Origin of the sequence: Paralimibaculum aggregatum (assembly GCF_030270585.1) — a bacterium.
GTDB classification, from domain to species: Bacteria; Pseudomonadota; Alphaproteobacteria; order Rhodobacterales; family Rhodobacteraceae; genus Thermohalobaculum; species Thermohalobaculum aggregatum.
This window is the reverse complement of the sequence record NZ_BSYI01000040.1, coordinates 1-25,262: the sequence shown is the minus strand read 5'-3', so window position 1 is coordinate 25,262 and position 25,262 is coordinate 1. Positions and strand designations below refer to the sequence as shown.

Sequence of the window (25,262 nt, the reverse complement as noted above, 5' to 3'; positions counted from 1 at the left end):
TGACGGCCAGAGGCTGCGTGCGACAATGCCGGCGGATCCTGCCAGGGTGAACCCCATGACCAGACCGCCGGAGGACACCGACACGGCGCTTCTCGCCGCCACGGCACGGGGCGACCGGACGGCGTTCGAGCGGCTCTTCAGGCGCTACCACGGACCCGTCTTCGGTTTCGCGCTCCGGCTGACCGGCCGGCCCGACCTGGCCGACGAAGTGGTGGGAGACACGATGATGACTGTGTGGCGCAAGGCGGAGGGCTTCGAGGGACGTGCGAAGCCCTCGACATGGATTTTCGGCATCGCCTATCGCGTGGCCGCCAAGGCCCGCGGCAGGCGGGCGAAGGACAGCCTGCACGACGAGCTCGACGACCAGTTCCCGGCGGCGCGTTCGGGCACCGAGGCGATGGAGGCGGTGTTCGACGCGAAGGCGGTGCGGGCGGCGCTCGCGACGCTTCCCGTGGAACAGCGCGCGACCGTGGAGCTGACCTATTTCTACGGCTACAGGCTCACCGAGATCGCCGAGATAACCGATTGCCCGGTGGGGACGGTGAAGACGCGGATGTTCCATGCCCGGGCCAAGCTGCGGGCGCTGCTCGGCGGCGATCTCGGGCCGGGGGAGGTGCGTCATGGCTGAGCGGGCGCGGATCTCCGAGCATGACGAGGTCTGGATGCTGATACCCTGGTACGTCTCCGGGGGCCTCGACGAGGCGGAGCGTGCGCAGGTCGAGGCGCATCGGGCGGGCTGCGCCGACTGTGCCGCGGAGCTCGAGCGGCAGGCCCGGCTTGCCGGCTGCGTCGCGGCGCTGGAAGTGCCGGAGCCGGATGCTGCGGCGGAGGACAGGGCCTGGCAGCGGCTGGCGCAGCGGATCGACACGGAGGCGGCCGTTCTGGCGCCCCGGGAGGCGCGTGGCGGCGGCCTTCTCGAGCGGCTGGCGGAGATGTTCCGCGGCGGCTGGCTGAGCTACGGCGTGCCGGCGGTCGCGGTGGTGCTGGCGGTGGCCGTCGCAATCTGGTGGCAGGTGGACGGGCCGGCGCCGAAATTCTACGACACGCTGACCGCGGAGGAGGGCGCGCCCGACGGGCCGGCGCTCCGCATCCGTGCCGCCGAGGGGGCCGACCCGGCGCGCATCGCCGAGCTGGCCGCGGTGGCCGGGTTCGCGGTGCGGGGCGGGCCCTCCGAGGGCGGTGTCTACACGCTCGTCCCGGCGGGCGAGGCGCCCGGCGAGGCGGCGCTGGCTGCGGCCGCGGCTACGCTCGAGGCGGCGCCGGAGGTGCTCTTCGCTACCGTGAGGCCGGGGCCGTGAGGGCACCGCGCCTCCTGGCCGGCCTCGCGCTCGGGCTGCTGGTCGGCTGCGCCGATGCCACCGCGCCCCCGGCGCCGGCACAGCCGCCCTGGCTGCTGCCGGCGGCCACCGAGGTCGCCGATGCGCGGCACCTGATCGTCACCGTGCCGCTGGACGAACCGGAGGCGCTGGCGCAGGTCGCGGCGGCGCTTGCGGCGGCACATCCGATCCGGCTGGTCGCGGAATGGCCGCTCGCCAGCATCCAGGTGCACTGTTTCGTCTTCCGCGTCACCGGCGGCGACCGGGATGCGGCGGTCGCGGCGCTGGCGCGCGATGCCCGCGTGCGCACCGTGCAGCCGATGGCCGCCTTCGAGACGCTGGCACGCGGGGCGCCGCGTGATCTGCGCGCGCTGCAGGACGGGCTCGCGGCGCTGGAGGCCGGCCGGCTGCACGGCATCGTCACCGGCCGGGGGGTGCGCGTCGGCGTGGTCGATACCTGGCCCGACGGGGCGCATCCCGATCTCGCGGGGCGCATCGCCATGGCGCGCGATTTCGTCGGCGCGGTGGACGCTCCCGAGCCGCCGCCGGAGCGTCATGGCACCGCGGTGGCCGGGGTGATCGCCGCCGGCGGCCGGTCGGGGCAGGGGCTGCTCGGCGTCGCGCCGGAGGCCGAGCTCTACGCGCTGCGCGCCTGCTGGGAGCGGCGCCCCGGTGGCCCCGGCACCTGCAGCAGCTTCTCGCTGGCCCGGGCGCTCAACTTCGCCATCGCCCGCGAGGTGGCGGTGCTCAATCTCAGCCTCGGCGGCCCGCATGACGATCTGCTGGCCGAGCTGGTCGCCGCGGCGCTTTCCCGCGGGATGGTGGTGGTGGCGGCCACCGGCGAGGGGCCGGCGCCGCGCTTTCCGGCTTCGGCCGAGGGGGTTCTGGCGGTGGCGGCGGGCACCGGCGGGGCGGAGGCGCTGGGCGCGCCGGGGCGGGACATCCTGAGCGCGGCGCCGGGGGGCGCCTACGATTTCTATTCGGGCAGTTCGATCGCCGCGGCCCATGTGGCGGGGCTGGCGGCGCTGCTGCGCGAGCTCTCGCCCGCGGCGGGGCCGGCGCGGATCGGCCGGGCACTCTCGGCGCGGGAGGCGAAGCCGGTCACCGCCTGCGCCGCGGCGATGGCGCTCGCGCCGGAGCGGGCAGGGGCGGCCTGCGGCGGCTAGCGATCAGGCGGGCTGCCGGTCCAGCGCCGAGGCGATCACCGCGGGAATTTCCGGGTCGGTGCCGATCGGCGCCATCACCGGGCCGCGAAACCCGCCCTCCGCGAGTGCTTCCGGCAGATCCTCCAGCACATGGCCGGCGCGGCCGGCGAAGAGCGGCAGGCAGATCGCCTGGCCGGCATCGCGGGCGGCCTCGGCGAGGAAGGGCGGCTCGTCGACGAAGCCCATGCGGATCTCGCGAAACGCCCGTTCGGCCGCGATCGCCGCCCCCACCGCGCGGGCGGCTGTCCCGGCGCGGGGGTCGGAGGGCGAGCCATGCGCGGCGATGAGAAGGCCCGTGGCAGCGGGCGCAAACCCGGCAGCCCCGGCCGCCTCCCGCGCGCGCGCGAGGCAGAGCGGCGGCAGCGCCGGATCGAGCCCGAGCGGCGGCAGGATGCAGAGCTTGTCGCCGCCGCTTTCGGCCAGCCGCCGGGGCAGCTCGTCGGAGACGAACCAGCCATCCGCCATGAAATGCGGATAGACCGCGAAGCCGCGGCCGCCGAGCGCCGCCACCGCGGCATCGAGCGCCCCCGGCGCGGCCAGTGTCGCGCCGCGGATCGCCCAGCCGGGCAGGCGGCCCGCGACCGTCTCCGCCAGCGCCTCGATCGCCGCCTGCGGGCGTCCGGGCTTCGATGGCGAGCCGTGGGCAACGATCAGCGCGCGGCGCTGCGGCGGGACATCGGATGCGTCGGTCATGGCTCCTCCGGCGATGCGGCTGCCGCGCGAGATGGGGCGGCGCGCGGCGCCGGCCACCCGTCAGTCGGCGAAGGCGCCGGCGAAGGGCTCGGGCAGGGCGAACTCCGCCCGCACCCGCGCACGCCCCTCGGCCGACATCTTCCGCGCGGTCTTGGCCGCGATCCGCAGCACCTCCTCCGACGCGCGGCCCTCGGCGAAGCCCGCGAGATACCAGCGCAGGAAGACGAGGGCGATCACGTCCTCGAGCATCTGCACCTCCGGGTCGCGCTTGATCCCCTCCTTGCGCAGCATGGCGCCGACACGGGCGGTGTCCTCCGCGCCATAGCCGGCCTCGGCCATGATCTGGCCGACCCGCTCGGCATGGAAGGCGCCGAGATCCTTGCGCCAGGCGAGATAGCCGGCGCGGCCCTCGGGATAGCTGCTGCGGGGGCTGGTCCAGCGCTCGACATGCTGGCCGCGGGCGGCGATCCGGAGATGCTCCGAAGCGTCCGGCGCGATCCGCGCGAGCTCGGCGCTCATGCGCTGGCCATAGAGCAGGGCGGCGGGGCGCCCGGGGCCGGCGGCGCCGTCTTCCGGCTCCAGCGTCGGGTCGGCGGAATTGGCCGCGTCGATCGCGGCGAGGACGGTTTCCAGTCGGTCGGTCATGTCGTGTCTCCTTGCCCCGCTCAGAGCGGCCAGACGGTGAGGATCGCCGGCACCGCGATCGCCAGCACCAGCAGCTCCAGCGGCAGCCCCATGCGCCAGTAGTCGCCGAAGCGGTAGCCGCCGGGGCCCATGATGATCGTGTTGTTCTTGTGCCCGATCGGGGTCAGGAAGGCGCAGGAGGCCGCCACCGCCACGCCCATCAGGAACGGGTCGGCACTGACCTCGAGCCGCCCGGCGATCTGCACCGCCACCGGCGCCGCGATCAGGGTGGTGGCGACGTTGTTGAGAAAGTCCGACAGCGTCATGGTCACCACCATCAGCGCCAGCAGGATCACCCAGGCCGGCAGCCCCTGGGTGACATCGACGATGCCGCCGGCGATCAGCTCGGCCCCGCCCGAGGCCTCGAAGGCCTCGCCGAGGGGGATGAGGCTCGCCAGCAGCACGATCACCTTCCACTCGATCGCCTCGTAGACCTCGCCGCCACCGATCAGCCCGAGCCCGGCATAGGCCACCGCGCAGGCCGCCAGCGCCACCGGCAGATAGACGAGCCCCGCCACCGCCGCGAGGATCGCGGCCGCGAAGATGCCGATGGCGAGCCCGGCCTTGCGGCGCTGCACGACCCCGGTGCGCCGGCCCTCCAGCGGCAGGATGCCGAGCGAGCGGGCGGCGCCGTCGAGCCGCTCCGGCGAACCGAGGAAGAGCAGCACGTCTCCGGGCTCGATCTGCATCAGCCGCACCCGGTCGCGCACCTGCTGGCCGCGCCGGGCGATGCCGAGCAGCGTCACCCCCTCGCGATAGAGCAGCTGCATCCCCATCGCCGTGCGCCCGGCAATGCGCGCGCCGTCGGGCACGATGGCCTCCATCAGCGTGAGGCTGCCGCCGGTGATGCCGCCCTCGTGGCGCTCGGAGCCGGCGAAGTCGAGCCCCGCCTTGCCCATGAAGCCCTCGATGGCCTTCGGGTCGCCCTCCACCACCAGCGTGTCCTGCGCCTGGATCGGCTCGCGCCGCGAAAAGCCCGGCAGGCGGCGGCCGCGGCGGATGAGACCGAGCAGGTTGATGTCGGCCTCGTCGGCCATGGGGTAGAGATCGCCGAGGGTCACGCCGTCGGATTTCGAGCCCTCGCCGACCAGCAGTTCGGCGACGTAGAGCTCGGTCTCGGCCTGTTCGAGCAGAGCCTCGGCGCCGGCCCGGCTCGGCAGCAGCCGCCAGCCGATCAGCGTGACGAAGGCGATCCCGGCCACCGCGACGAGCAGGCCGACGGGCGCGAAGTCGAACATCTGGAAGGGCTCGCCGAGCGCGCCCTCCCGGTACTGCGCGATGACGATGTTGGGCGGCGTGCCGATCATCGTGATCATGCCGCCGAGGATGGTGGCGAAGGAGAGCGGCATCAGCGACTGTGCCACCGCGCGCTTCGCCCGCTCCGCCGCCTCGATGTCGAGCGGCATCAGCAGCGCCAGCGCCGCGACGTTGTTGATCACCGCCGAGAGCGCCGCCCCGGCCACCGACATGATGCCGATATGCGCGGAGGTCGGGCGGTCTCCCGAGATCAGCCGGCTGGCGATCAGCTCCACCGCGCCGGAGTTGGACAGCGCGCGCGAGACCAGAAGCACCAGCGCGATGATTACCACCGCCGGGTGGCCGAAGCCGGAGAAGGCGTGGTCGGTCGGCACCAGCCCCGCCACCACGCCGATGATCAGCGCCGCGAAGGCGACGAGGTCATAGCGGATCCGTCCCCAGACGAGGAGCGCGAAGACGCTGCCGAAGATCGCGAAGAGGCCGGCTTGCTCGGGCGTCACGCGGAGGCTCCCTGTGTCGGCGGGCCGCGGCCCGGGGCGAGGCTCAGCCTAGCCGTCGCCCGCGGGGGCTGACAATTGTGGATCGGGATCGCCGCGGGCGGCAGGGCGCGACCGGCGGCACCCGGGCTGTGCGTCGTGCGGATGCCGGGGGGTGTCTCGGCGCCCATCGCCGGGCGCCAGGCTGGTGCCGGGCAATGCCCGGCGGCCCGGCGCGCGCCCGCTCGGGGCGGCGCCGTCCTCACATCTCCGCCGGAAGCACCGGGCTGCCGAGCGCGATCCGCCCCGGTCGCAGCACCTGCGCGGTGACGCCGCCATGGCCGCGCATCGCGGAATATCCGCCGGGGCCGAGCGCCTCCTCCATCCGTGAGCAGGGGGCGCAGGGGCCGGTGATCTCGATCAGCGCCGTGCCGAGCGAGATCTGCCGCCCGCGCAGCGCCGCCAGCGAGATCCCGGCCACCGCGATGTTGCGCCGCAGCATGGCAAAGCCGGCGCACGGCGCGCGGGCCAGCGCCCGGATTGCCGGCAGATGCTCGGCCTGGATGATGGTGAGCGCGCGCTTGCCGGGGCGGCTGCGGTCTGCCGCGAGCCCGGCTTCGGTGATCTCGGCCTCGGCAAGGCTGTCCATCGCTGCGCGGCGCGCCGGGCGGCACCCGATCCAGACCACCCGGCCGCGGCCGGCATGGCTGCCGAGCAGCGCCGCGAGACCCTGCGGCGGGGTGCTCAGCGCTCGGTCCGCGTGGCGCGCAGGAGCAGGTAGCAGAGGGCGAGGAGCCCACCGATCAGAAGCCAGACCTGTGCCGGAATATCCGCCATGCGTGCCTCGCTCCCCGTTCACCCATTCCCTGACGGTTCTATACACGAAGCATGACGATTTAGGTACAAAAATAAGGCACGCGTGCCAAAATCTTTCCGCGCACCCAACCCCACTCGCCAAGCCATTATATCAAATGAAAAAAACGGCGCACGAAAAATCGTGCGCCGCAGCAAAACGGTCGGGATGGCGGGAGGATCACTCCTCGGGCGCGGCCTCCACGCCTCCGCCGAGGCTGTGGACATAGAGCGCGACCTGCTTGATCTCGGTGTCGCTCAGGCCCGAGGCGCCGCGCGCCTCCTCGTTCCACGGCGGCATGACGCCGGCCCGGGCATAGTGGATGCTCTCGATCACCTTCTCGCGCGAGCCGCCATAGAGCCAGATCGCATCGGCGAGGTTGGGCGCGCCGAGATCGTGGTTGCCGGTGCCGTCCTTGCCATGGCAGGCGGCGCAGTTGTCGGCAAAGAGCGCGGCGCCGTCCTCGTTGCCTTCGCCCTGGCCGGAGAGCGACAGCACATGGTCGGCCACCGCCGCGATCTCCTCCGCGCCCAGGATCTCGTCGGCGCCGAAGCGGGGCATCTCCGAGAGCCGGGCGTCATAGTCGAGCTCGTTCCGGATGCCGTGGCGGATGGTGTATTCGATCGCGTCGCGCGTGCCGCCCCAGATCCAGTCGTCGTCGAGCAGGTTGGGATAGCCCGAGGCCTGCACCCCCGCCGCGCCGGCACCGTGGCACTGCGAGCAGTAGGTGGCGAAGATCGCGGCGCCGCCGGCCTGGGCAAACTGCATCAGCTCGGCATCCGAGGCGACCTCGTCGATCGAGAGCTCGGCGATGCGGTCGGTATAGATCGACTGCGCTGCGGTATGCTCGGCGATCGCCTCGTGCACCTCCGCGCGGGAGCTGTAGCCGAGCACCCCGGCGGTGGCCGAGGAGATCAGCGGCCAGGCCGGGAACAGCACGGTGTAGACCAGCGCCCAGGCGATGGTGCCGTAGAAGGTGTAGAGCCACCATTTCGGCAGGGGCGTGTCGAGCTCCTTGATCCCGTCCCACTCGTGCTGGGTGGTCTCGGTGCCGGTGATGTCGTCGATGTCTTTCCGGTCGTGATCGGCCATGGCGCTCACTCCTTCGGTTCGTCGTTGCGGAGCGGGATGTTGGCGATGTCGTCATGGACCCGCCTCGACCCGGGGCGCAGGGTGAAGACCACCACGCCCAGGAAGAAGGCCGTCATCACGAGAAGCCACCAGCTGTCGGCGAACTGGCGCAGCAGGGAATAGGTGTCCATCCTGTCCTCCCTCAGCGCAGGTTGAGCTCGGCCGTGGCCTCATAGGTCGAGAAGTCGACCATGGTGCCGAGGACCTGCAGATAGGCGATGAGCGCGTCGAGCTCGGTGATCTCGGGCCGGCCGTCGAAGTTGCGGACCTGCGCCTTGGGATACATCTCGAGCAGCTCGTCCACCGCGTCGTGATCGGGATCGACCTGGGCCGAGAAGTGGATCCGGGCGCGGGCGATCTGCTCGTCGGTATAGGGCACGCCCACGACCCGGTTGGCGCGGAGATGATCGGCGATGTGCTCGCCGTCGATCACCGTCTCGCCGAGCCAGGGATAGCGCGGCATCACCGACTCGGGCACCAGCGCCTGCGGGTTGGTCATGTGATCGACATGCCAAGCGTCGGAATAGCGGCCGCCGACGCGGGCGAGGTCCGGCCCGGTGCGCTTGGAGCCCCACTGGAAGGGATGGTCATAGACCGATTCCGCCGCGAGGCTGTAATGGCCGTAGCGCTCGACCTCGTCGCGCATCGGGCGGATCATCTGGCTGTGGCAGACATAGCAGCCCTCGCGGACATAGATCTGCCGCCCCGCCAGCTCGAGCGGCGAGTAGGGCCGCACCCCCTGCACCTTCTCGATGGTGTTCTGCAGCCAGAACAGCGGCGCGATCTCGACGATGCCGCCGATGGTGACCACCAGGAAGGCCAGCACCATCAGCAGCGTGGCGTGCTTCTCGATGACCTTGTGTCGGTTCAGAATGGACATCTCGGCTCCCCCTTACTCGGCCGCGACGGCGCCGGCAGCCAGCGGTTCGCGCTCTTCGCGCAGCCGGCCGCGGATGGTCTGATAGAGGTTGACGCACATGATGACGGCGCCGGTGAGGTAGAGCACGCCGCCGAGCCCGCGCACGATGTACATCGGGAACTTGGCGCCCACGGTGTCGGCGAAGGAGTTGACGAGGAAGCCCTGGCTGTCGACCTCGCGCCACATCAGCCCCTCCATGATGCCGGTGACCCACATCGAGGAGGCGTAGAGCACGATGCCGATGGTCGCGAGCCAGAAGTGCCAGGAGACCATGGCAAGCGAGTAGAGCCGGGCGCGGTTCCAGAGCCGCGGCACCAGGAAGTAGAGCGCGCCGAAGGTGATCATGCCGTTCCAGCCGAGCGCGCCGGAATGCACGTGGCCGATGGTCCAGTCGGTGTAGTGGCTCAGGCTGTTGACCGCCTTGATCGACATCATCGGGCCCTCGAAGGTCGACATGCCGTAGAAGCCCACCGAGACCACCAGCATGCGGATCACCGGATCGGTGCGCAGCTTGTCCCAGGCGCCGTTCAGCGTCATCAGGCCGTTGATCATGCCGCCCCAGGACGGCATCCAGAGCATGATCGAGAACACCATGCCGAGGGTCTGTGCCCAGTCGGGCAGGGCGGTATAGTGCAGGTGGTGCGGGCCGGCCCAGATGTAGAGGAAGATCAGCGCCCAGAAATGGATGATCGAGAGCTTGTAGCTGTAGACCGGGCGCTCGGCCTGCTTCGGCACGAAGTAGTACATCATGCCGAGGAAGCCGGCGGTGAGGAAGAAGCCGACGGCGTTGTGGCCGTACCACCACTGGGTCATGGCGTCCTGCACGCCGGAGAACAGCGAGTAGCTCTCCGAACCCCAGACCGAGACCGGCCAGGCCAGGTTGTTCACCACATGCAGCATCGCCACGGTGACGATGAAGCTGAGATAGAACCAGTTCGCCACGTAGATGTGGCGCTCCTTGCGGTTGAACAGCGTGCCCATGAAGACGGCGAGATAGGCGACCCAGACCACGGTCAGCCAGATGTCGATATGCCAGGCCAGCTCGGCATATTCGCGCGACTGCGAGCCGCCGAGCAGATAGGAGGTCGCGCCGAGCACGATCACCAGCTGGAAGCCCCAGAACACGAACCAGGCCAGGTTGCCGCCCCAGAGCCGCGTCGCGCAGGTCCGCTGCACCACGTAGAAGCTGGTGCAGATCAGCGCGTTGCCGCCGAAGGCGAAGATCACGGCGCTGGTGTGCAGCGGCCGCAGCCGGCCGAAGCTGGTGTATGAGAGACCCCAGTTCAGGTCGGGGAAGGCGAGCTGGAAGGCGATGTAGGTGCCTGCCAGGAAGCCGACGACCCCCCAGAGTGCCGTCGCGATCACGCCATAGCGGATCACCTCGTCCATATATCCGGTCTCGGGCGCCGGCTTCGGCCGCCCCATGCTCCGGACGATATGGACGAAGAGCCCGAGCGCGACCGCCAGCACGGTGAGCGCGTTCGCCTGATAGGCGAGATCGCGCGCGAAGTTGACCCCCATCGCCGCGAAAACCGCGACGATGCCGAGGGCCACTAGCTTGAAGATATCGGCCATGTTCTTCCTCGATCCGTCCCAATGCGTAGCCAGGGGACTCCGCCCCCGATCCTGGTCCGCTTATGGGGAGAGGCTGGGAAGGTGCCCTTGATCTGCGTCAAGTGTGACCGGATTGGTCGCCGGCGGCAGCATTCAAGGGCTGCGACAATCCAGCCCAGCCACCAATCCGGTGGCCGGTCGGGCAGGCGCATCGGGGGAGGATGGCGTCAGGCGCCGCCGCTGCCGGGGCAGCCGGTGATGGCGCTGCCGGGGAAGATGGCGTCGATGCTGGTGGTGTCGCCGTCGCTGGCCTTGGCGTTGTTGATGTCGAGCGTGCAGGCCGCGATGTTCGTCCAGGTGCAGGCGACGTTGTCGATCGGCGGCACCGCCGAGATGTAGCGCGCCTCGTCGGTGGCGAGGATCGGCAGACGCTCGCGGAAGGCGCCGTCGGCGCCGTTGAAGAAGTTGTTGAAGAAGCTGAGCAGGCCGAGCTTGAGGCCGACCACCGCGCGCACCCGCACGATGTAGAAGGGGCGGTCGGCGCCGTCGGGGTCGGCGGTGGTCACCGAGCAGTCCTCGGAGATCGTCGCCTCGAACATGATCGCCGATTCCGGCACCTCGAGCCGGTCGGCGATCAGCTCCTCCGCCTTGTCGACGAAATGCTGCACCAGCAGCGGCGCGTCGTTCTCGCCGCCGGCGGTGATCGCCGGCAGGGCCGGGGCCACGGCAAGCAGCTGCACCGCATCGGCGACCGCGCTGTCCAGCGCCTCGCGGTTCGAGAGCGCCTGGCCGTATTCCGCGGTCAGGATCAGCGGCCCGAGCAGCAGCGGCAGGGTGACGACGAATTCCATGCTCGCGGTGCCGCGCTCGTCGCGGATGAACCGCGTTGCCGCCATGATCGAGGCCTTCAACATCCCCATCCCTTCCAGACTAGGCGCGGCCGGATTGCCAAGCCCCTGGTCCCAGAACGTGCCGCTACTGACGGAAACGACCGACCGGACCAATCCACGCCCGGCCGGGCGGCCCGCGCAAACCGGCGCAATGCAAGCCCGATACCACACACTCCCCACCCGGCACCCCGAGGGCGCCAGCATGCGGCCGATTAACGGGTTAACAGGTTTTACCGGCCTGCACCAGTCCGCCGCCTTCCGGGTGGGCATCTTCGCAGCGCTTGGCGCTTTGCATGTCACCTTTGCGGCACAGACTCGCGGCTCGGTCTCATTCCGGGAAAAGCTCCGATGTGGCGCCGAGATAGCCGTCCCAGGCGAACCAGTACGAGACATGGCCGGCGACCCGCGGCGCCCGCGCGCCGCCCGGGCCGACCAGCGCCGCCTCGGTCACCTCCCAGGCCGCGCCGCCGGCGAGCAGCCTGTCCGGCGCCGCGCCGGGGGAAAATTCCCGCCCGCCGCGGTCATAGGCGCGCACCGTGCGCCCCGCCGCGTCGCCGACCAGCACCACCGCGAGATCGCCCACCCGGTCGTTGATCACCCGCCCGCCGGCGAAGGCGTCGAGCGGCCAGGCCTTCGCCGCGCCGAAGCTGCGGATGCCGAAGACATGGGCCTTGGCCGCGAGGCGGCCATCGCCGGCGCTTGTCGGGAACATCAGGTCGGGGCTCGCGAAATAGTCGCGGTAGACCACGCCGGAGCCGTAGTCGCGGACATGCCCGGTGTTCTCCGAGAGCACCGTGGTGCCCGGATTGGCGGCGCGCCAGTCGGCCCAGCGCGCGATCGCCACCGGGCGCTGGGCGAGGCGGATGCCGCTTGCCGCCAGCGGGCCGATCACCGGCTCCCCGGTGAACTGGTTCCAGAGCGAATGCGTCTCGCGGTCGAACATCAGCTTGTTGGAGCGGTAGAGGAAGCCCGAGGAGCCGAAGACGAAGGGCGCCGCCCGGCCCTCCACCCGCGTCTCGAAGAGGATGCCGGCACCGCAGAGCGTGCAGTAGGCGAGCGCCACCGGCACGCCGCCGATCACGTCGTTGAACATCTCGTGCCAGCCCATGATGCGCAGCGGATAGGCGCGGATGTCGCCGTTGATCTCGATGCCGAAGACCAGATCGTCGTCGAGCAGGTAGCCGGCTGCCTCCGCCGCGATCATCTCCGGCCCGTCGAGCGCCGGGATGCCGTCCTTGCGCACCCCGCCCCAGGCGGCCTCCTCGAAACGGATGCGCATGGTCTCGGGCGCGAGGTGCTCGGGGCGCAGGAACACCGCGAAGGCCGGGTCGATGGCGAGATAGAGCCGCCGCTTCAGCGCGCCATAGCCGGCGCGCGGGACGATCTCGGGATGCGCCTCCTGCCAGAGCATCCAGCCGAACCAGTCATCGGCGTCGTGGCCGGTGATCGCGCGCAGCCTCGCGGCGATCGGGCGGGCACCGCCGCGGGCATAGCGCAGCGCGAGGATCAGCGCCGGCGCGATGTCGGGGTCGGTGTGGCCGGCCAGCTGTTCGAGCGCCGCGCCGCGCGCGAAGGCGCCGCCAAAGATCAGCGCCGCCAGCGCCTCGTCGACGGCATCGGCGCGGGCCGGGCCGGGCAGCACCGGCAGGGCGAGCGCGGCGAGGGCGGGCAGGCTGCGGGCGAGCAGGGCGCGGCGGGTGGCGGGCATGGCGCGGCTCCGGTTGCGGCGGTCACGGATCTGCGCATCAGGATACACCGGGAGCGGCGCGCCGTGCGGTCACGCCTGCGCGCCGCACCGTGAACGAGCCGCGCCGTGAACGAGCCGCCCGCGGCCGCAGGGGCTTCAGGCGATCAGGCCGCCGTCGCTGTCCTCGCCCGCTGCCTCGAGCAGCGCCGCGAAATCCGGGATATGGATGTTGCGCGCATCCTCGAGCACGATCACGCCGGCCTTGCGCAGCGCGGTCATCTGCCGGCTCACGGTCTCGATGGTGAGGCCGAGATAGTCGCCGATCGCCTCGCGGGTGATCGGCAGGGCGATGCGCAGGCTGCCGCCGCTGTCGCCCGCGGCGGCGGCGCGCCGGGCGAGGATGGTGAGGAAGCTCGCGATCTTCTCCTGCGCGGTCTTGCGGCCGAGCAGCAGCATCCAGTCGCGCGCCGCGTCGAGCTCGTCGAGGGTGATCTCGAGCAGCCGCCGTTCGAGCGCCGGGATGTCGCGCATCAGCCGCTCGAACCGCGGGCGCGGGAACAGGCAGAGCGTCACCTCGGTGACGGCGAGGGCGTCGAAGGGCGCCACCGGCACGTTGGGCCGGCCGATGAAGTCGGAGGGGAACATCAGCCCCACCATCTGGCGCCGGCCGTCGGCCATGGTCTTGGAGAGGCTCACCACGCCCTCGACCACCGAGCCGATCGCCGTGCTCTCCTCGCCGGCGGCGACCACCTCGCTGCCCGGGGGATAGGTCTTGTAGTACTTGATCGCGTTCAGGCGGTCGAGCTCGTCGCGGTCGGCATAGGAGCACACCGCCCGGTGCCGGATCGGGCAGTCGGAGCAGTGGATGTGCTTCGTCGGAGCGGGCTTGATCATCTGCCGGCCTTCATTGCCTCTTGCAGCCGGATGATGGGCCCGACGTTGACCTCGGTCAATGCGGCTGCGGGGTCGCAGGCCGACAACCGGGGGCATGACCGGCAATCCGCTTCATTCCCCCTTCGACCCGACGGCGCTGGAACGCATGGTTCCCCGGTATGTCAGCTATCCGACCGAGCCGCATTTCACCGCGGCGGTGGACCATGCCGCCTATGCCCGCTGGCTCGGCGGGATCCCGGCCGGGCTGCCGCTGGCGCTCTATGTCCATGTGCCGTTCTGCAGCCGGATCTGCTGGTTCTGCGCCTGCCGCACCCAGTCGGTGGTGCGGGGGGCCGGTCTGCGGCGCTACGTCATGGCGCTGGTGCGCGAGGCGGCGACGGTGGCGGCGGCGCTGCCGCCCGGCTGCCGGGTGAGCGAGATCGCCTGGGGCGGCGGCTCGCCGAGCGTGCTGGAGGCGCCGGAGATCAGGGCGCTGTCGGCGGTGCTGCACCGGGTCTTTCCGGGGGCGGCGGAGGCGCCGCTCGAGGCCGAGCTCGATGCGCGCGACCTCGACCCGGCGCGGCTCGCCGCGCTGGCCGAGGCCGGGCTGGCCGCCGCGACCGTCTCGCTCGGCGACATCGACCCGGGCGTGCAGGCGGCGATCGGCCGGCACCAGGACCATGCCAGCACCATCCGCGCGGTCGATGGGCTGCGCGCGCACGGCGTCGGACGGATCACGGTGGACCTGCTCTACGGCCTGCCGGCGCAGACCTCGGCGACGCTGGCGCGCACGGTCGAGGCGGCGCTGGCGCTGGCGCCCGACCGGGTGGCGCTCTACGGCTATGCCCACATGCCCTGGCAGGCGCGGCGCCAGGCGGTGATCGACGCGCGCGCGCTGCCCGATCTCGCGGCCCGGCGCGACCAGGCGGCGGCGGCGCGGGCGCAGCTCGTGGCTGCCGGCCTGGTGCCGGTGGGACACGACATGTTCGCCCGGCCCGGCGATGCGCTGGTCGAGGCGGCGCAGGCCGGGCGCCTCGCGCGCTGCTTCGCGGGCTACCGCCCCGACACGCCGCGGGCGCTGATCGGGCTCGGCGCCTCGGCGGTGGGCGCGCTGCCGCAGGGCTATGTGCAGAACGCGCGGGCGACGGCGGGCTATATCGGCGCGGTGGAGGCCGGGCGGCTGGCGACCTCGCGCGGCCATGCGCTGCGGCTCGACGACCGGCTGCGCCGCGATGTCATCGGGCAGATCCTCTGCGGCGGCGGCCTCGATCTCGATGCCCTCGGCGCGCGCTACGGCGATTTCGTCCGGCCGGTGGCAGCGCATGCGGCGGCACTGATGGCGCGGGCGCCGGCGGGGGTGCTGGTGCCCTGGCGCGGCGGCTTCCGGGTCGATCCGGCCTGGCAGAGCCATCTCCGGCTGATCGCCGCGGAGTTCGATGCCTATCGGAGGCAGGGCGCGGCCCGCCACCCCATCGCGCTCTGAGCGGGGCCGCGGGCCGCGGGTTCTTCCCGGCCGGTCTCAGCCGTAGACCGCTTCCTTGCCGAAATACTTGGTCAGCAGGTAGTAGACCACCGCGCGGTACTTGTTGCGGTTGGACTTGCCATAGGTCTCGAACACCGCGTCGATCGCCGCGTCCAGTTCCGGCCCGTCGGCCAGCCCGAGCTTCTTGACCAGGAAATTGGTCTTCACGCGCTCGACCTCGCTGCTGTCGGAGCTCGAAACGGTCGAGCTGTCGGCGTTGTAGATCGCCGGCCCGCAGCCGATCGTCACCTTGCGCAGCAGCTCCATGTCCGGGTCCTGCCCGCATTTCTTCTTGAGGTCGTCGGCGTATTTCTCGATCAGGTCGTCGCGCTTGCTCACGGGATCCCTCCACTCTCCGGTTGCCCGCAGGGTGACGCGGCGGCGCCGGGGCGGGCGCGAACGAATATGTCGCATCCGGCTCGGCTTTGCAGCAGTTTTTGTCGTTTCCTCGCAGGGTTTTGCCCGGCGAATGCGGCAATGCTTGACAAATCCCGCCGCGCATCCCCGTGTCGGGGGCAAACGGAGGGAGGCGCGGCGATGCGGATTGCGGTACTCGGGGCAGGGATCACGGGGGTGGCGACGGCGGAATGGCTGCGCCGCGACGGGCACGAGGTCGAGCTGATCGACCGCATCGAGCCCGGCGATCCGAGGCAGACCAGCTTCGGCAATGCCGGCATCCTCGCGGCCAATGCGGTGGTGCCGGTGCCGGTGCCGGGGCTGCTGGCCAAGGCGCCGCGGATGCTGCTCGACCCGGACGGCCCGCTCTTCCTGCGCTGGAGCTACCTGCCGCGGCTGCTGCCCTGGCTGACCCGCTTTCTCGCGCATGGCCGGCTCGCCGAGGTCGAGCGGATCTCGCGCATGCTGGGTGCGCTGGTGCTCGACAGCGTCGACCAGCACCGCCGCCTCGCCGAGGGCACCGGCGCCGAGCGCCATATCGGCGACGGGCACTACACCTTCCTCTACCCCGACCGGGCGGCCTGGGAGAAGGACAAGCTCGGCAACCGCCTGCGCCAGGAGGCCGGCATCCGCTGCGAGACGCTGGACCGCGCGGCGCTCACCGCGGCCGATCCCGAGCTCGGACCGGATTACGGCTTTGCCGCGACCTTCCGCGACAGCGGCAACGTCACCGATCCGGGCGCCTACACGGCCGCGCTGTTCGCGCATTTCATCCGCGAGGGCGGGCGGTTCCGCCGCGCCGAGGTCGAGGATGTCCGCCCCGACGGCGAAGGCGTCATGATCCGGGCCGGCGGCGAGGAGATCGCCGCCGACCGGGCGGTGCTGGCGATGGGGGCCTGGTCGGGCCGGCTCGCCGAGCGCCTCGGCCACCGCGCCGGCATGGAAAGCGAGCGCGGCTATCACCTGATGCTGGAGAACCCGAGCCACATGCCGCCGGGGCCTTACATGCTGACCGACCGGAAATGCGCTGCCTCGCCGATGGAGGGCGGGCTACGGCTGGCCGGGCTCGCCGAGTTCGGCGGGCTCGCGGCCGGGCCCTCGGCGGCGCCGACGGCGCTGCAGCGGCGCGCGGTACGCCGGCTCTATCCGCGCCTCACTTGGGAAGGCGAATCGGTCTGGCTCGGGCACCGGCCGAGCACGGTGGACAGCCTGCCGATGCTCGGGCAGGCACCGAAGGCGCCGGGGGTCTATTTCGCCTTCGGCGCGCAGCATCTGGGCCTGACCATGGCACCCAAGACCGGGCGCCTGATCGCCGACATGATCGCCGGGCGCCCGCCCAACATCGACCTCGCGGACTGCCGCGTCGGCCGGTTCGACTGACCGTGGCGCGGCTTCTGCTCGCAGGGCTCGGGGCGATCGGCGGGCGCGCCCGCTGGGTGCTCGCGGTGGGGGTGATGCTGGCGCTGCTGCTGCCGGGGCTCTCGGCCGGGCTGCGGCCCTTCCTGCCGGGGCTGGTGGTGCTGGTCTTCGCCGTCGCGGTGGCGCGGCTCGACATGCGGGATGCGGCGCGGGCGGCGCTGCGGCCGCGGCGGATGCTGCGGCTCGCGGCGCTGGTGCTGGCGCTGCTGGTGGTCACGCCGGCGGTGCTCTGGGGGCTCGGGCGGCTTGCCGGGCTCGGGCCGGAGGGGCTCGAGGCGCTGGTCTATACCGGCGCGGCGCCGCCGATCACCTCGGCCGCCGGGCTCTGCCTGCTGATGGGGCTCGACGCGGCGCTGGCGCTCGAGCTCACGGTGGTGGCCTCGGTCGCCGCCCCCTTTCTCGGCCCGGCGGTGGTGGCGGCGCTGCTCGGAGACGCGGTGCCGATCGATGCCTGGGCGCTGGCGCTGCGCATGGGGGCGATGATCCTGGCAGGCGGCACGCTCGGCCTGCTGATCCGCCATCTCGCGGGGCCGGCGCGGATCGCCCGCGAGGCCCGCGCCTTCGACGGCATCGGCGCGCTGGCCATGCTGTTCTTCGTGGTGCCGCTGTTCGACGGGGTCTGGGAGATCATCCTGCGCGAGCCGGAGCGGGCGCTGGCGATGTTCGCGCTCGCGGTGGCGGTGAATTTCGGCATGCAGGCGGTGGTGGCGCGCGGCGCGCGGGGCGCTGCGGGGCCGGGGCGGGCCGGGGCGACGGGGCTCGCCTGGGGCAACCGGACGGTGGCGCTCTATGTCGCCGCGCTGCCGCCGGACGCGGCCTTCGGGCTCTATGTCGCGCTCTACCAGATCCCGATGCTGTTCACGCCGCTGCTGATGGGGCGGGTGCTGGGGGCGCGCCGCAATGCGTGACGGAATTGCCCCTTCGCCTGCCATAGCGTAATCTTTGCGGGATGCAACAAGCGTGGAGGTTGCGCCATGGCCGGGACGGACCGCACCCACAAGGTCGCCAAGGGTGACACGCTGATCGGCATCGCGAAGAAGTACAAGCACAAGAGCTGGAAGACGATCTGGAACGACCCGAAGAACAAGGGCGTCAGGTCGAAGCGCAAGGAGCCGGACCTGATCCGCGCCGGCGACATCCTGGTGATCCCGCCGACCGAGGCCGAGAAGAAGAAGGCCGAGGCCGAACAGGCCGCCGCCGCGGCAACGATGGTGCAGGAGACGATGCTCTCGGCCCATCTCGGCGCCAAGGGCGCGGCGCTCGAGGCGGCGGTGAAGGCGGTCGGCAATGCGCTCAAGCTGATGCAGGCGTCGGTCAAGACGGTGGACGGGCAGATCCTGGCGGTGGTGCAGGCCAAGCAGCTTCCCTTCGTTCCGCTGCCGGATGTCCAGATCCGCCAGCTCAAGGCGCTTTGCACCGGGCAGCTCGCCCTGGTCGCGACGGCGGCGCGGGCGGCGCTGAAGGAGGTCGGCAAGCAGGCCAAGGATGCCGCCAAGCTCGGCGCCGGCGGCGGGGCGGGCAGCGCGGTCGGCGCGGCGGGCAAGAAGGCGGCGACGGCGCTGCTCGGCAAGACCACGCCGGAGCTCGACACCATGTCGAAGAGCCTCGAGCGCATCGCCAAGTCGGCCGATGCCGCGGCAAAGAACGCGCTCTGGAAGAAGGCCGAGAGCTTCGCGGGCAATCCCCAGTTCTACGGCATGGGGGCGTGGCAGCTCCTGGACAAGGACATGAAGGGCCTGAAGCTCTCGCTGCAGGGCGTGCTGGCGCAGGTCAAGCTGCTGAAGTCCGGCCAGGTGCAGCCGCTCTCGGTGCATCTCGCATTGGCGGCGGCCAGGGCCACGGTCTGCAAGAACGAGGCGAAGAACGCCCAGAGCCGCGCCAGGGATGCGGAGAAGGCGCTCGGCAAGTTGGAGAAGGCCGCCGCCTGAGCCGGAGGCCGCGCCGGCCGCCGCGCCGGTCTCCGCGCCTGGCGCGCGGTCGTCGGACACCGTTCCGATACAATTGCAAAGCCCGCCAAGGTCCGACTGATACATTGGCCGGCTAGTCTGCCCTCCGACGGAAACCCGCGCAGCGACCGTGCGGCACCGATGCGAAAGGGCGGCAGGATGTCGACACTTCTGGATCTCATCCCGGACAGCACGGCCAAGAAGCTCGGCAAGGCGCTCTTCGTCGAGCACAAGGGAAAGATCGACGCGGTGATCGGCGCCTCGGAGGCCACCGCGGACGAGCTGAAGGACCCGGAGAAGCTCAAGAAATGGTTCGGCCTGCCGGATGAGGGCAGCGTCGGCAAGAAGACCGTCACGATCGGCGAGGGCAAGGCCAAGTTCAAGATCACCGTGACCATGGTGGACTATGTCAAGATCCGCAAGGCGCTCGACAAGGGCAACAAGTGGTTCGAGCAGGTCGCGCGGTTCGACCCGACCGCGGCGCTGGAGGCGCGCAGGAAGAAGGTCTGGGCCTTCGAGCTGAAATTCGAGAAGTCGGTCCACCACAACGGCCAGCATCAGGAGCTGACCGTTAGCCGCGCCAAGGAAGCCTATCCGCATGTGCGCGATTTCGCGCTCGAGCTCACCGACCTGGTCGGCTGGCTCGGTGCCTGCAAGGCGGTGTTTCCGAAATATCGGAAGATCTATGCCGGCTATGCCGACATCTTCGGCGAATGCGAGGCGACCTTCGACAAGCTGATCAAGACCATTCCCCTGCCGCCGGAGATCCAGACCGAGATGATGGTGCACTGGCGCGCCTGCCAGCAGCTCAAGGCACGCTGCATCACCGCGCGCCGGCACTGCGCCGCGATCGAGAAGATGGCCAAGAAGCACCATGCGACCGCGCGCGGCTATCAGCTTCTGGTGGAGGGCTGGACCGGGCGCCTCGGCAAGACCCTGACGCCGGTGGTCGTCAAGGAGGCGGCAAAGGCGGTGCAGGGCGCCGTGAAGCCGCTGCTCGGCCCGTTCAAGAAGCTCTTCGGCGTGACCTGAGGGGCGGCCTCAGTCGAAATCCGGGATCTCGCCCATCGCCCAGGCCGAGAGCACGATGCGCGCGATCGCGCTCACCCGCGGCGCGGCGAACTGCTGGTGCTTGCCGGCGAGGATGTCGGGCAGGTCGGACTTGTTGACCCAGGTCGCGTCCTCGAGCTCCTGCGTGTCGATGGTGATCTCGGTGGAGAGCGCCTCGGCCGCGCAGGCCAGCATCAGCGAGGACGGGAAGGGCCAGGGCTGGCAGGCGAGATAGCGCACCCGGCCGATCTCGATGCCGGCCTCCTCGCGGGTCTCGCGGCGCACCGCGTCCTCGATCGACTCGCCCGGCTCCATGAACCCCGCGAGCAGCGAGAAGACCCGGTCCGCCCAGGCCTCCTGGCGGCCCAGCAGCACCCGCTCGCCATGGGTCACGAGCATGATCACCACCGGGTCGATGCGCGGGAAGTGCAGCCCGTCGCATTCGACGCAGCGCCGGCGCCAGCCGCCTTCCTCGGGCCTGCTCTCGGCGCCGCAGCGGGCGCAGAAGAGATGCGTCGCATGCCAGCCCAGCACGCCCTTCGCGGTGGCCGCCACGCTCGCCTCGCCGGCGGAGATCTCGCCGGCGACGCTGCGCAGGTCGTGCAGCTTGGCCCCCGCGATGAAGCTGCGCTCGAGCCGCTCCGGCGCGATGCTCGAGAAATCCGCCGCGAAGACCGGGGTGTCCTCGAAGAGGCCGAGGAAGATCGGCGCCTCGCGGGTGAGCTTCAGCGTGTCCGGCGTGGTCGGCACCCAGGCGAGCCGGTGCCAGCCGTCGCCCTGTTCCATCAGCACGCGGCCTTCGGACAGCGGCAGCAGCCGGGCCTGCTTGTCGCGCAGCAGCCGTTTCGTTGCGCCGCGCAGATGGGTGGCGCGGTCGAGCTTGGCGCCGCCGGAGGCGAAGGTGACGGGGTGTGACAGGCTCATGGGATGCATTCCATTTCAGAGCGCCCTCATTGCCTCAAGCCGTGGCGCTTCGCAATGGCCGCGTCGGCACGGGCGCGAGATCGGTGCGCGGGAGATCTGCGCCGGGGTCCTTGTCCTCGGCGCCGCCATTGGCTACATCTGTGCTCGAGAGGTTGGCGCGGGCAGGCTCCTCGCCAACCCGGTCAGGTCCGGAAGGAAGCAGCCGTAACGAGGCCCGCTTGGGTCGCGTTCCAGCCTCTCACCCCAGGCGCCTCGGGCGATTCGGGGCCATGCGCGGCACGGGCCGCGGCTCGGGCGTCCTGGCCGGAAACGGCGCCGAATCGGGCAGCGAGGATCGCCCCATGCGCGCCGTGTTCGACTTTCTCATGGGTATCATCGGCGGCCTCGTGCTGGCTGCGGGGCTTCTGGCGCTCGACGTGGTGCTGGAGACCCGGCTCGCCGCGCATCACCGCGCGCTGTCCGGAGCGGCGGCAGGGCCTGCCGTGACCCGGGCCGTGCGGCTGCGCCGGCCGCCGGAGCCGGTGGGCGACTATGCCGTCCGCCGGCTGACCGCGCCGATCCCCGCCGAGCGCTATCGCCGCCGCCACGTGCCCCGGACCGAGGGGCTGCGGTCCGGGCAGGTGCGCGTGGGCGGGCGCGAGCGGCGCTACAGCCTTCTCGTGCCGCGGCGGGCGTGGTCGGGGGTCGCGAGCCCGGTTCTGGTGGTGCTGCACGGATCCGATGGCGGCGCCGCGGCGATGCTCGACATGTGGCGCGAGATCGCCCGGCCGGCGGGGCTGATTCTCGTCGCGCCGGAGGCGTTTGGCGGCAGCTGGCATCCGCGCCGCGACGGGCCGGAGTTTGCCCATGCGCTGCTCGCCGACCTGGCGCGCGACTATGCCATCGACCCGAAGCGGATCTATCTCTTCGGCCATGACAGCGGCGCCGGGCAGGCGCTGGCGCTGGCCAATGCGATGCCGGGGATGTGGCGCGCGGTGGCGGTGCATGGCGGCGCGGTGCCGGCGGCGCAGGTCGCGGCGGCGGAGGGCCCGCTGCCCGCCATCGCGCTCTATGTCGGCACCGAGGATGCGGTCTTCCCGGCGCCGGCCGTGCATCGCAGCGCCGCGGCGCTGGCCGGTGCCGGGCACGACGTGATGCTGGCCGAGATCGCCGGGCACACGCACTGGTATTTCGACATCGGCCCCTGGCTGAGCGACCGCGCCTGGGCCTTCTTCCGCCAGCATTGAGCGGAGCTCAGCCGCCGCCGGCTGCCGCGCGCGCCTCCATCCAGGCATTGAGCCGCAGCATCCCCCAGGCGGCGGCGATGGCGATGGCCCCCGCGGCGATCACCGTGAGCGGCTCGGTCTCCAGCCGCTCGAACCACTGCGTGTAGAAATGGATCGCGCCGAAGACCGCCGCCGCGTTCAGCACCGAGCGCCGGCCGGTCAGCCCGGCCCAGACCGCCACCGCCACCAGCAGCACCGCCCAGCCGAGCGCGAAGGCGCCCTCGGGGATTTCCACCAGCGTCTCGCGAAAGGCCCGGCGCGCCTCCCGGTAGTCCTGCGCCGTGGCGAAGGCGCTGCGCGGCGGCGCGCGCAGGCTCTCGCCCGGCCGGTCGCCCCAGAGCGATCCCACCCAGAAGGCGAGGTTCACCCAGATCAGCGCCATCAGCCCGAAGATCCGCCCGTGGCGCGCCCAGCGTTCGGCCAGCCGCGGCGCGAGCAGCGCGGCGAGGAGCGCCAGCCCCCCCATCATCACGATGGCGATGCCGGGCTCGTAGACGGCGAGGAGATAGCTCGCATGGTCATAGGCGGTGGTGGCCAGCGTGCCGGCCAGCGCGAAGACCGCGAGCGCGGTGAGCAGCCTGAGATCCAGCGCCAGCCCGAGCAGCAGCAGCACCGCCGCGGCATCGAGCATGGCGAGCCAGCCGAGCCCCGCGGCATCGTCGAGCCCGAAGGTGCCGGCCAGATGCGCGGCGCCGCCGAACACCGCCGCCCAGGCGCCCATCGGCCGCAGATGCGCCGGCCCGAACTGGCGCAGCGCCAGCCCGCCGGCGAGGATGGCCAGCCCGATCCAGATCGCCGGCCCGGTATCGCCCGCCATCTCGATGGCCAGCGACACCAGCCCGCCGGCAAGGCTTGCGAGCCCGATCACCGCACCGGCGCTGGCCGGCAAGCGGTGGCGGGCAGCGAGCCGGCCGAGCGCGGCGCCGGAGATCAGGGTCAGGGCGGCACCGGTCAGCGTCAGCCCCTCGGCGGTGGGCGACAGCGCCAGAACGCCGAGCAGCACCGTGCAGATGCCGCCGATCAGCAGGACGTTGATGCCGAAATCCATGGCCTCGGCGCGGGCGCGGGCCTTCAGCGCCTCGCCGGCCTCCGGGGCGAGCAGCCCCTCGGCCACGCCCCGGTCGATATCGACGAGCCATCTCATCGCCTGCGCCTCCCGCCTGCCGGCCGCCTTCCGCCGGCTGCCTCCTGCCGCGTGGGTCATCCATAGCGCGGCCGGCGGGGCTTCGGCCATCCCGGCCAGCCGCCGGGTTCCGGCGCCGCGGCGGTCAGCCGGTGAAGCCCTCGCGCAGGCGGGCGAAGGCATCGGAGGACGCCTCGGTGATCTTGTTCCAGCGGCGCTCGGCATTGTCGCGGAACTCGGCCCATTCGCTGTCTGCCTTGTCCCGCGCCTCGGTCAGTGATTCCGCGGCATCCGCCCGTATATTCCTGAGTTCGTCCAGGCGGTCGGCGTATTCCGACGCGGCGCGCTCGTTCGCCTCCGCCATTTTCTTCTCGTAGGTCGAAATTTTTTCATCGATATTGTCGAGCTGTGCCTTCATGCTCTCGATGAACTGCTTGCGGTCGGTCATCTGCGGGTCTCCTTTCATTTGTGTCCGGAGACTTTTTAGCTATGCCGCATGGCATGGATCTCAAGGGGGCTGCGGCTTGCGGAGGCCGGCCCCCGACCGATAGGGTAGGGCGCACGCCCCCTGCACCGGAGCCCAGCGCCATGTCCGACGCCCCTGCCTACCAGGTGCTCGCGCGCAAGTACCGCCCCGCCCATTTCCGCGACCTGATCGGGCAGGAGGCGATGGTGCGCACGCTGACCAACGCCTTCGCCTCCGGCCGCATCGCCCATGCCTTCGTGCTGACCGGGGTGCGCGGGGTGGGCAAGACCACCACCGCCCGGATCCTCGCCAAGGGGCTCAACTGCGAGGCGGCAGAGGGGCCGACCATCGACCCCTGCGGGGAATGCGAGGCCTGCCGCTCGATCTCGCAGGGGCGCAACACCGATGTGCTGGAGATGGACGCGGCCTCCAACACCGGCGTCGGCGATGTCCGCGAGATCATCGAGAGCGTGCGCTACCGGGCCAGCCAGTCGCGCTACAAGGTCTACATCATCGACGAGGTGCACATGCTCAGCACCTCGGCCTTCAACGCGCTGCTGAAGACGCTGGAGGAGCCGCCGGAGCATGCCAAGTTCATCTTCGCCACCACCGAGATCCGCAAGGTGCCGGTGACGGTGCTCTCGCGGTGCCAGCGCTTCGACCTGCGGCGGATCGAGCCGGAGGCGATGATGGCGCATCTCGGCCGCATCGCCGAGGCCGAGGGGGCCGAGGTCGAGCCCGGCGCGCTGGCGCTGGTGACGCGGGCCGCCGAGGGCTCGGTGCGCGACGCGCTCTCGCTGCTCGACCAGGCGCTGGCGCAGGGCTCCGGGCCGGCGACGGCGGAGGCGGTGCGCGCGATGCTGGGGGTGGCCGACCGCGGCCGGCTGATCGACCTCTTCGAGGCGGTGATGCGGGGCGATGCGGCGGCGGCGCTGGCCGAGCTCTCGGCGCAGTATTCCGAGGGGACGGACCCTGGCGCGGTGCTGCGCGACCTGGCCGAGCTGACGCACTGGGTCTCGGTGCTCAAGGTCTCGCCGGAGATGGCCGAGGACCCCACCGTGGCGCCGGACGAGCGGGCGCGCGGGCGCGACCTGGCGGCGCGGCTCTCGATGCGGGTGCTGACGCGGGCCTGGCAGATGCTGCTGAAGGCGCTCGAGGAGCTGGCGCTGGCGCCGAATGCGATGATGGCCGCCGAGATGGCGCTGATCCGGCTGACCCATGTCGCCGACCTGCCGCCGCCGGAGGACCTGGTGCGCCGACTGCTGGCCGAGGAGAGCGCCGGCGGCGGCGCGGGCGCCCCCCGCGCCGGCGGCAATGGCGGCAATGGCGGCGGGGGCGGCGCCCGCGCGGTCGGCGCCCCGGCCTCCAGCACGCGCCCCACCGCGCGGTCGATCTGCACCGCGTTCGAGCGCATCAGGCCCTCCAGCACCGGCAGCTCGAGATCGAGCTCGCGGCCCTTGTAGGTGAGCGCGCGCAGATCCTTGGGCAGGCATGAGCCGCCGAAGGCGAAGCCGGGCCTGAGATAGGCCGGGGAGATGTTGAGCTTGCGGTCCACGCAGAAGATCTCCATCACCTTGTGGCTGTCGATGTCGAGCGCCTTGGCGATGTTGCCA

General features: G+C 71.6%; 25 protein-coding genes, 1 other RNA gene and 1 pseudogene. 11 read left to right on the top strand and 16 right to left on the bottom strand.

What is annotated here, in order from left to right; translation table 11 throughout:
- Positions 1–55: 55 nt before the first annotated feature.
- The 3 genes from QSJ97_RS19320 to QSJ97_RS19310 are packed head-to-tail and all read left to right on the top strand — an operon-like array spanning position 56 to position 2,482.
- The gene (locus tag QSJ97_RS19320; RefSeq protein WP_285673757.1) at positions 56–628 is read left to right on the top strand and encodes an RNA polymerase sigma factor; all 573 of its coding nucleotides are present in this window, start codon (positions 56–58) and stop codon (positions 626–628) included.
- Positions 621–1,298 carry a zf-HC2 domain-containing protein gene (locus tag QSJ97_RS19315; protein WP_285673756.1) on the top strand — a complete coding sequence of 226 codons (678 nt, stop codon included), beginning with the start codon at positions 621–623 and terminating at the stop codon, positions 1,296–1,298. The genes QSJ97_RS19320 and QSJ97_RS19315 overlap by 8 nt, the downstream gene beginning before the upstream one ends.
- Positions 1,295–2,482 (top strand): S8 family peptidase, encoded by a 1,188-nt coding sequence (locus QSJ97_RS19310; protein ID WP_285673754.1) that lies wholly within the window; start codon positions 1,295–1,297, stop codon positions 2,480–2,482. The genes QSJ97_RS19315 and QSJ97_RS19310 overlap by 4 nt, the downstream gene beginning before the upstream one ends.
- Positions 2,483–2,485: 3 nt before the next feature.
- Here the strand turns inward: QSJ97_RS19310 and QSJ97_RS19305 are convergent, their stop codons facing one another.
- The 11 genes from QSJ97_RS19305 to fnrL form a co-directional block, all read right to left on the bottom strand.
- Entirely contained in the window at positions 2,486–3,214 is a 729-nt protein-coding gene (locus QSJ97_RS19305; protein WP_285673751.1) for a sirohydrochlorin chelatase, read from the bottom strand.
- Between the two features lie 60 nt (positions 3,215–3,274).
- Positions 3,275–3,859, bottom strand: a complete 585-nt coding sequence (locus tag QSJ97_RS19300) for a DUF4202 domain-containing protein (protein ID WP_285673750.1) — start codon at positions 3,857–3,859, stop codon at positions 3,275–3,277.
- Positions 3,860–3,879: 20 nt separating this feature from the next.
- On the bottom strand, positions 3,880–5,655 hold the full coding sequence (locus QSJ97_RS19295; protein ID WP_285673747.1) for an SLC13 family permease: 1,776 nt from the start codon (positions 5,653–5,655) through the stop codon (positions 3,880–3,882).
- A gap of 238 nt (positions 5,656–5,893) precedes the next feature.
- Positions 5,894–6,280 carry an MOSC domain-containing protein gene (locus QSJ97_RS19290; protein WP_285673745.1) on the bottom strand — a complete coding sequence of 129 codons (387 nt, stop codon included), beginning with the start codon at positions 6,278–6,280 and terminating at the stop codon, positions 5,894–5,896.
- A 384-nt stretch (positions 6,281–6,664) separates the two neighbouring features.
- On the bottom strand, positions 6,665–7,576 hold the full coding sequence (gene ccoP, locus QSJ97_RS19285; RefSeq protein ID WP_285673744.1) for a cytochrome-c oxidase, cbb3-type subunit III: 912 nt from the start codon (positions 7,574–7,576) through the stop codon (positions 6,665–6,667).
- 5 nt (positions 7,577–7,581) lie between these two features.
- A complete protein-coding gene (locus QSJ97_RS19280) occupies positions 7,582–7,746 on the bottom strand; it encodes a cbb3-type cytochrome c oxidase subunit 3 (RefSeq protein WP_285673742.1) in 165 nt (54 codons plus the stop codon).
- An 11-nt stretch (positions 7,747–7,757) separates the two neighbouring features.
- Complete coding sequence (gene ccoO / locus QSJ97_RS19275) at positions 7,758–8,495, bottom strand: cytochrome-c oxidase, cbb3-type subunit II (protein WP_285673741.1); 738 nt, start codon at positions 8,493–8,495, stop codon at positions 7,758–7,760.
- A 12-nt stretch (positions 8,496–8,507) separates the two neighbouring features.
- Entirely contained in the window at positions 8,508–10,109 is a 1,602-nt protein-coding gene (gene ccoN, locus QSJ97_RS19270) for a cytochrome-c oxidase, cbb3-type subunit I (protein ID WP_285673740.1), read from the bottom strand.
- Positions 10,110–10,315: 206 nt separating this feature from the next.
- The gene (locus tag QSJ97_RS19265) at positions 10,316–10,984 is read right to left on the bottom strand and encodes a TadE/TadG family type IV pilus assembly protein (protein ID WP_285673739.1); all 669 of its coding nucleotides are present in this window, start codon (positions 10,982–10,984) and stop codon (positions 10,316–10,318) included.
- 322 nt (positions 10,985–11,306) lie between these two features.
- Positions 11,307–12,686: a DUF3179 domain-containing protein gene (locus QSJ97_RS19260; protein WP_285673738.1), complete on the bottom strand. Its 1,380-nt coding sequence runs from the start codon at positions 12,684–12,686 to the stop codon at positions 11,307–11,309.
- Positions 12,687–12,821: 135 nt separating this feature from the next.
- Positions 12,822–13,559, bottom strand: coding sequence for a transcriptional regulator FnrL (gene fnrL / locus QSJ97_RS19255; RefSeq protein ID WP_285673737.1), 738 nt, complete (start codon positions 13,557–13,559; stop codon positions 12,822–12,824).
- A 94-nt stretch (positions 13,560–13,653) separates the two neighbouring features.
- On the opposite strand from fnrL, the gene QSJ97_RS19250 reads away from it, so the two are divergent.
- Complete coding sequence (locus tag QSJ97_RS19250; RefSeq protein ID WP_285673735.1) at positions 13,654–15,021, top strand: radical SAM protein; 1,368 nt, start codon at positions 13,654–13,656, stop codon at positions 15,019–15,021.
- Positions 15,022–15,057: 36 nt separating this feature from the next.
- Here QSJ97_RS19250 and QSJ97_RS19245 read toward each other — a convergent pair whose 3' ends face one another.
- Entirely contained in the window at positions 15,058–15,399 is a 342-nt protein-coding gene (locus QSJ97_RS19245) for a DUF2853 family protein (protein ID WP_285673734.1), read from the bottom strand.
- Positions 15,400–15,597: 198 nt separating this feature from the next.
- On the opposite strand from QSJ97_RS19245, the gene QSJ97_RS19240 reads away from it, so the two are divergent.
- The 4 genes from QSJ97_RS19240 (at position 15,598) to QSJ97_RS19225 (ending at position 19,853) form a co-directional block, all read left to right on the top strand.
- The gene (locus QSJ97_RS19240; RefSeq protein WP_285673733.1) at positions 15,598–16,836 is read left to right on the top strand and encodes an NAD(P)/FAD-dependent oxidoreductase; all 1,239 of its coding nucleotides are present in this window, start codon (positions 15,598–15,600) and stop codon (positions 16,834–16,836) included.
- Positions 16,837–16,838: 2 nt separating this feature from the next.
- Positions 16,839–17,783, top strand: a complete 945-nt coding sequence (locus tag QSJ97_RS19235; RefSeq protein ID WP_285673732.1) for a hypothetical protein — start codon at positions 16,839–16,841, stop codon at positions 17,781–17,783.
- A gap of 66 nt (positions 17,784–17,849) precedes the next feature.
- Positions 17,850–18,803 (top strand): LysM peptidoglycan-binding domain-containing protein, encoded by a 954-nt coding sequence (locus QSJ97_RS19230; RefSeq protein ID WP_285673730.1) that lies wholly within the window; start codon positions 17,850–17,852, stop codon positions 18,801–18,803.
- Between the two features lie 177 nt (positions 18,804–18,980).
- Positions 18,981–19,853 (top strand): hypothetical protein, encoded by an 873-nt coding sequence (locus QSJ97_RS19225; protein WP_285673728.1) that lies wholly within the window; start codon positions 18,981–18,983, stop codon positions 19,851–19,853.
- Between the two features lie 9 nt (positions 19,854–19,862).
- Here the strand turns inward: QSJ97_RS19225 and nudC are convergent, their stop codons facing one another.
- Positions 19,863–20,795, bottom strand: coding sequence for an NAD(+) diphosphatase (gene nudC / locus QSJ97_RS19220; protein WP_285673727.1), 933 nt, complete (start codon positions 20,793–20,795; stop codon positions 19,863–19,865).
- A 146-nt stretch (positions 20,796–20,941) separates the two neighbouring features.
- Between nudC and ffs the strand changes: the two genes are divergently transcribed.
- Together ffs and QSJ97_RS19210 are read left to right on the top strand one after the other, a co-directional pair.
- Positions 20,942–21,038: signal recognition particle sRNA small type (ffs, locus tag QSJ97_RS19215), an RNA gene on the top strand.
- 98 nt (positions 21,039–21,136) lie between these two features.
- Positions 21,137–22,021 (top strand): CE1 family esterase, encoded by an 885-nt coding sequence (locus tag QSJ97_RS19210; protein ID WP_285673726.1) that lies wholly within the window; start codon positions 21,137–21,139, stop codon positions 22,019–22,021.
- 7 nt (positions 22,022–22,028) lie between these two features.
- Here QSJ97_RS19210 and QSJ97_RS19205 read toward each other — a convergent pair whose 3' ends face one another.
- Positions 22,029–23,204 (bottom strand): hypothetical protein, encoded by a 1,176-nt coding sequence (locus QSJ97_RS19205; RefSeq protein WP_285673725.1) that lies wholly within the window; start codon positions 23,202–23,204, stop codon positions 22,029–22,031.
- A gap of 124 nt (positions 23,205–23,328) precedes the next feature.
- Positions 23,329–23,631: a sll1863 family stress response protein gene (locus QSJ97_RS19200; protein ID WP_285673724.1), complete on the bottom strand. Its 303-nt coding sequence runs from the start codon at positions 23,629–23,631 to the stop codon at positions 23,329–23,331.
- A 140-nt stretch (positions 23,632–23,771) separates the two neighbouring features.
- On the opposite strand from QSJ97_RS19200, the gene QSJ97_RS19195 reads away from it, so the two are divergent.
- Positions 23,772–25,112 (top strand): DNA polymerase III subunit gamma/tau, encoded by a 1,341-nt coding sequence (locus QSJ97_RS19195; RefSeq protein WP_285673723.1) that lies wholly within the window; start codon positions 23,772–23,774, stop codon positions 25,110–25,112.
- Here QSJ97_RS19195 and QSJ97_RS25070 read toward each other — a convergent pair.
- A pseudogene (locus QSJ97_RS25070) lies at positions 25,112–25,219 on the bottom strand (hypothetical protein); the annotation flags it as partial. The gene QSJ97_RS19195 and the pseudogene QSJ97_RS25070 sit on opposite strands and share 1 nt — an antisense overlap.
- Positions 25,220–25,262: the final 43 nt, after the last annotated feature.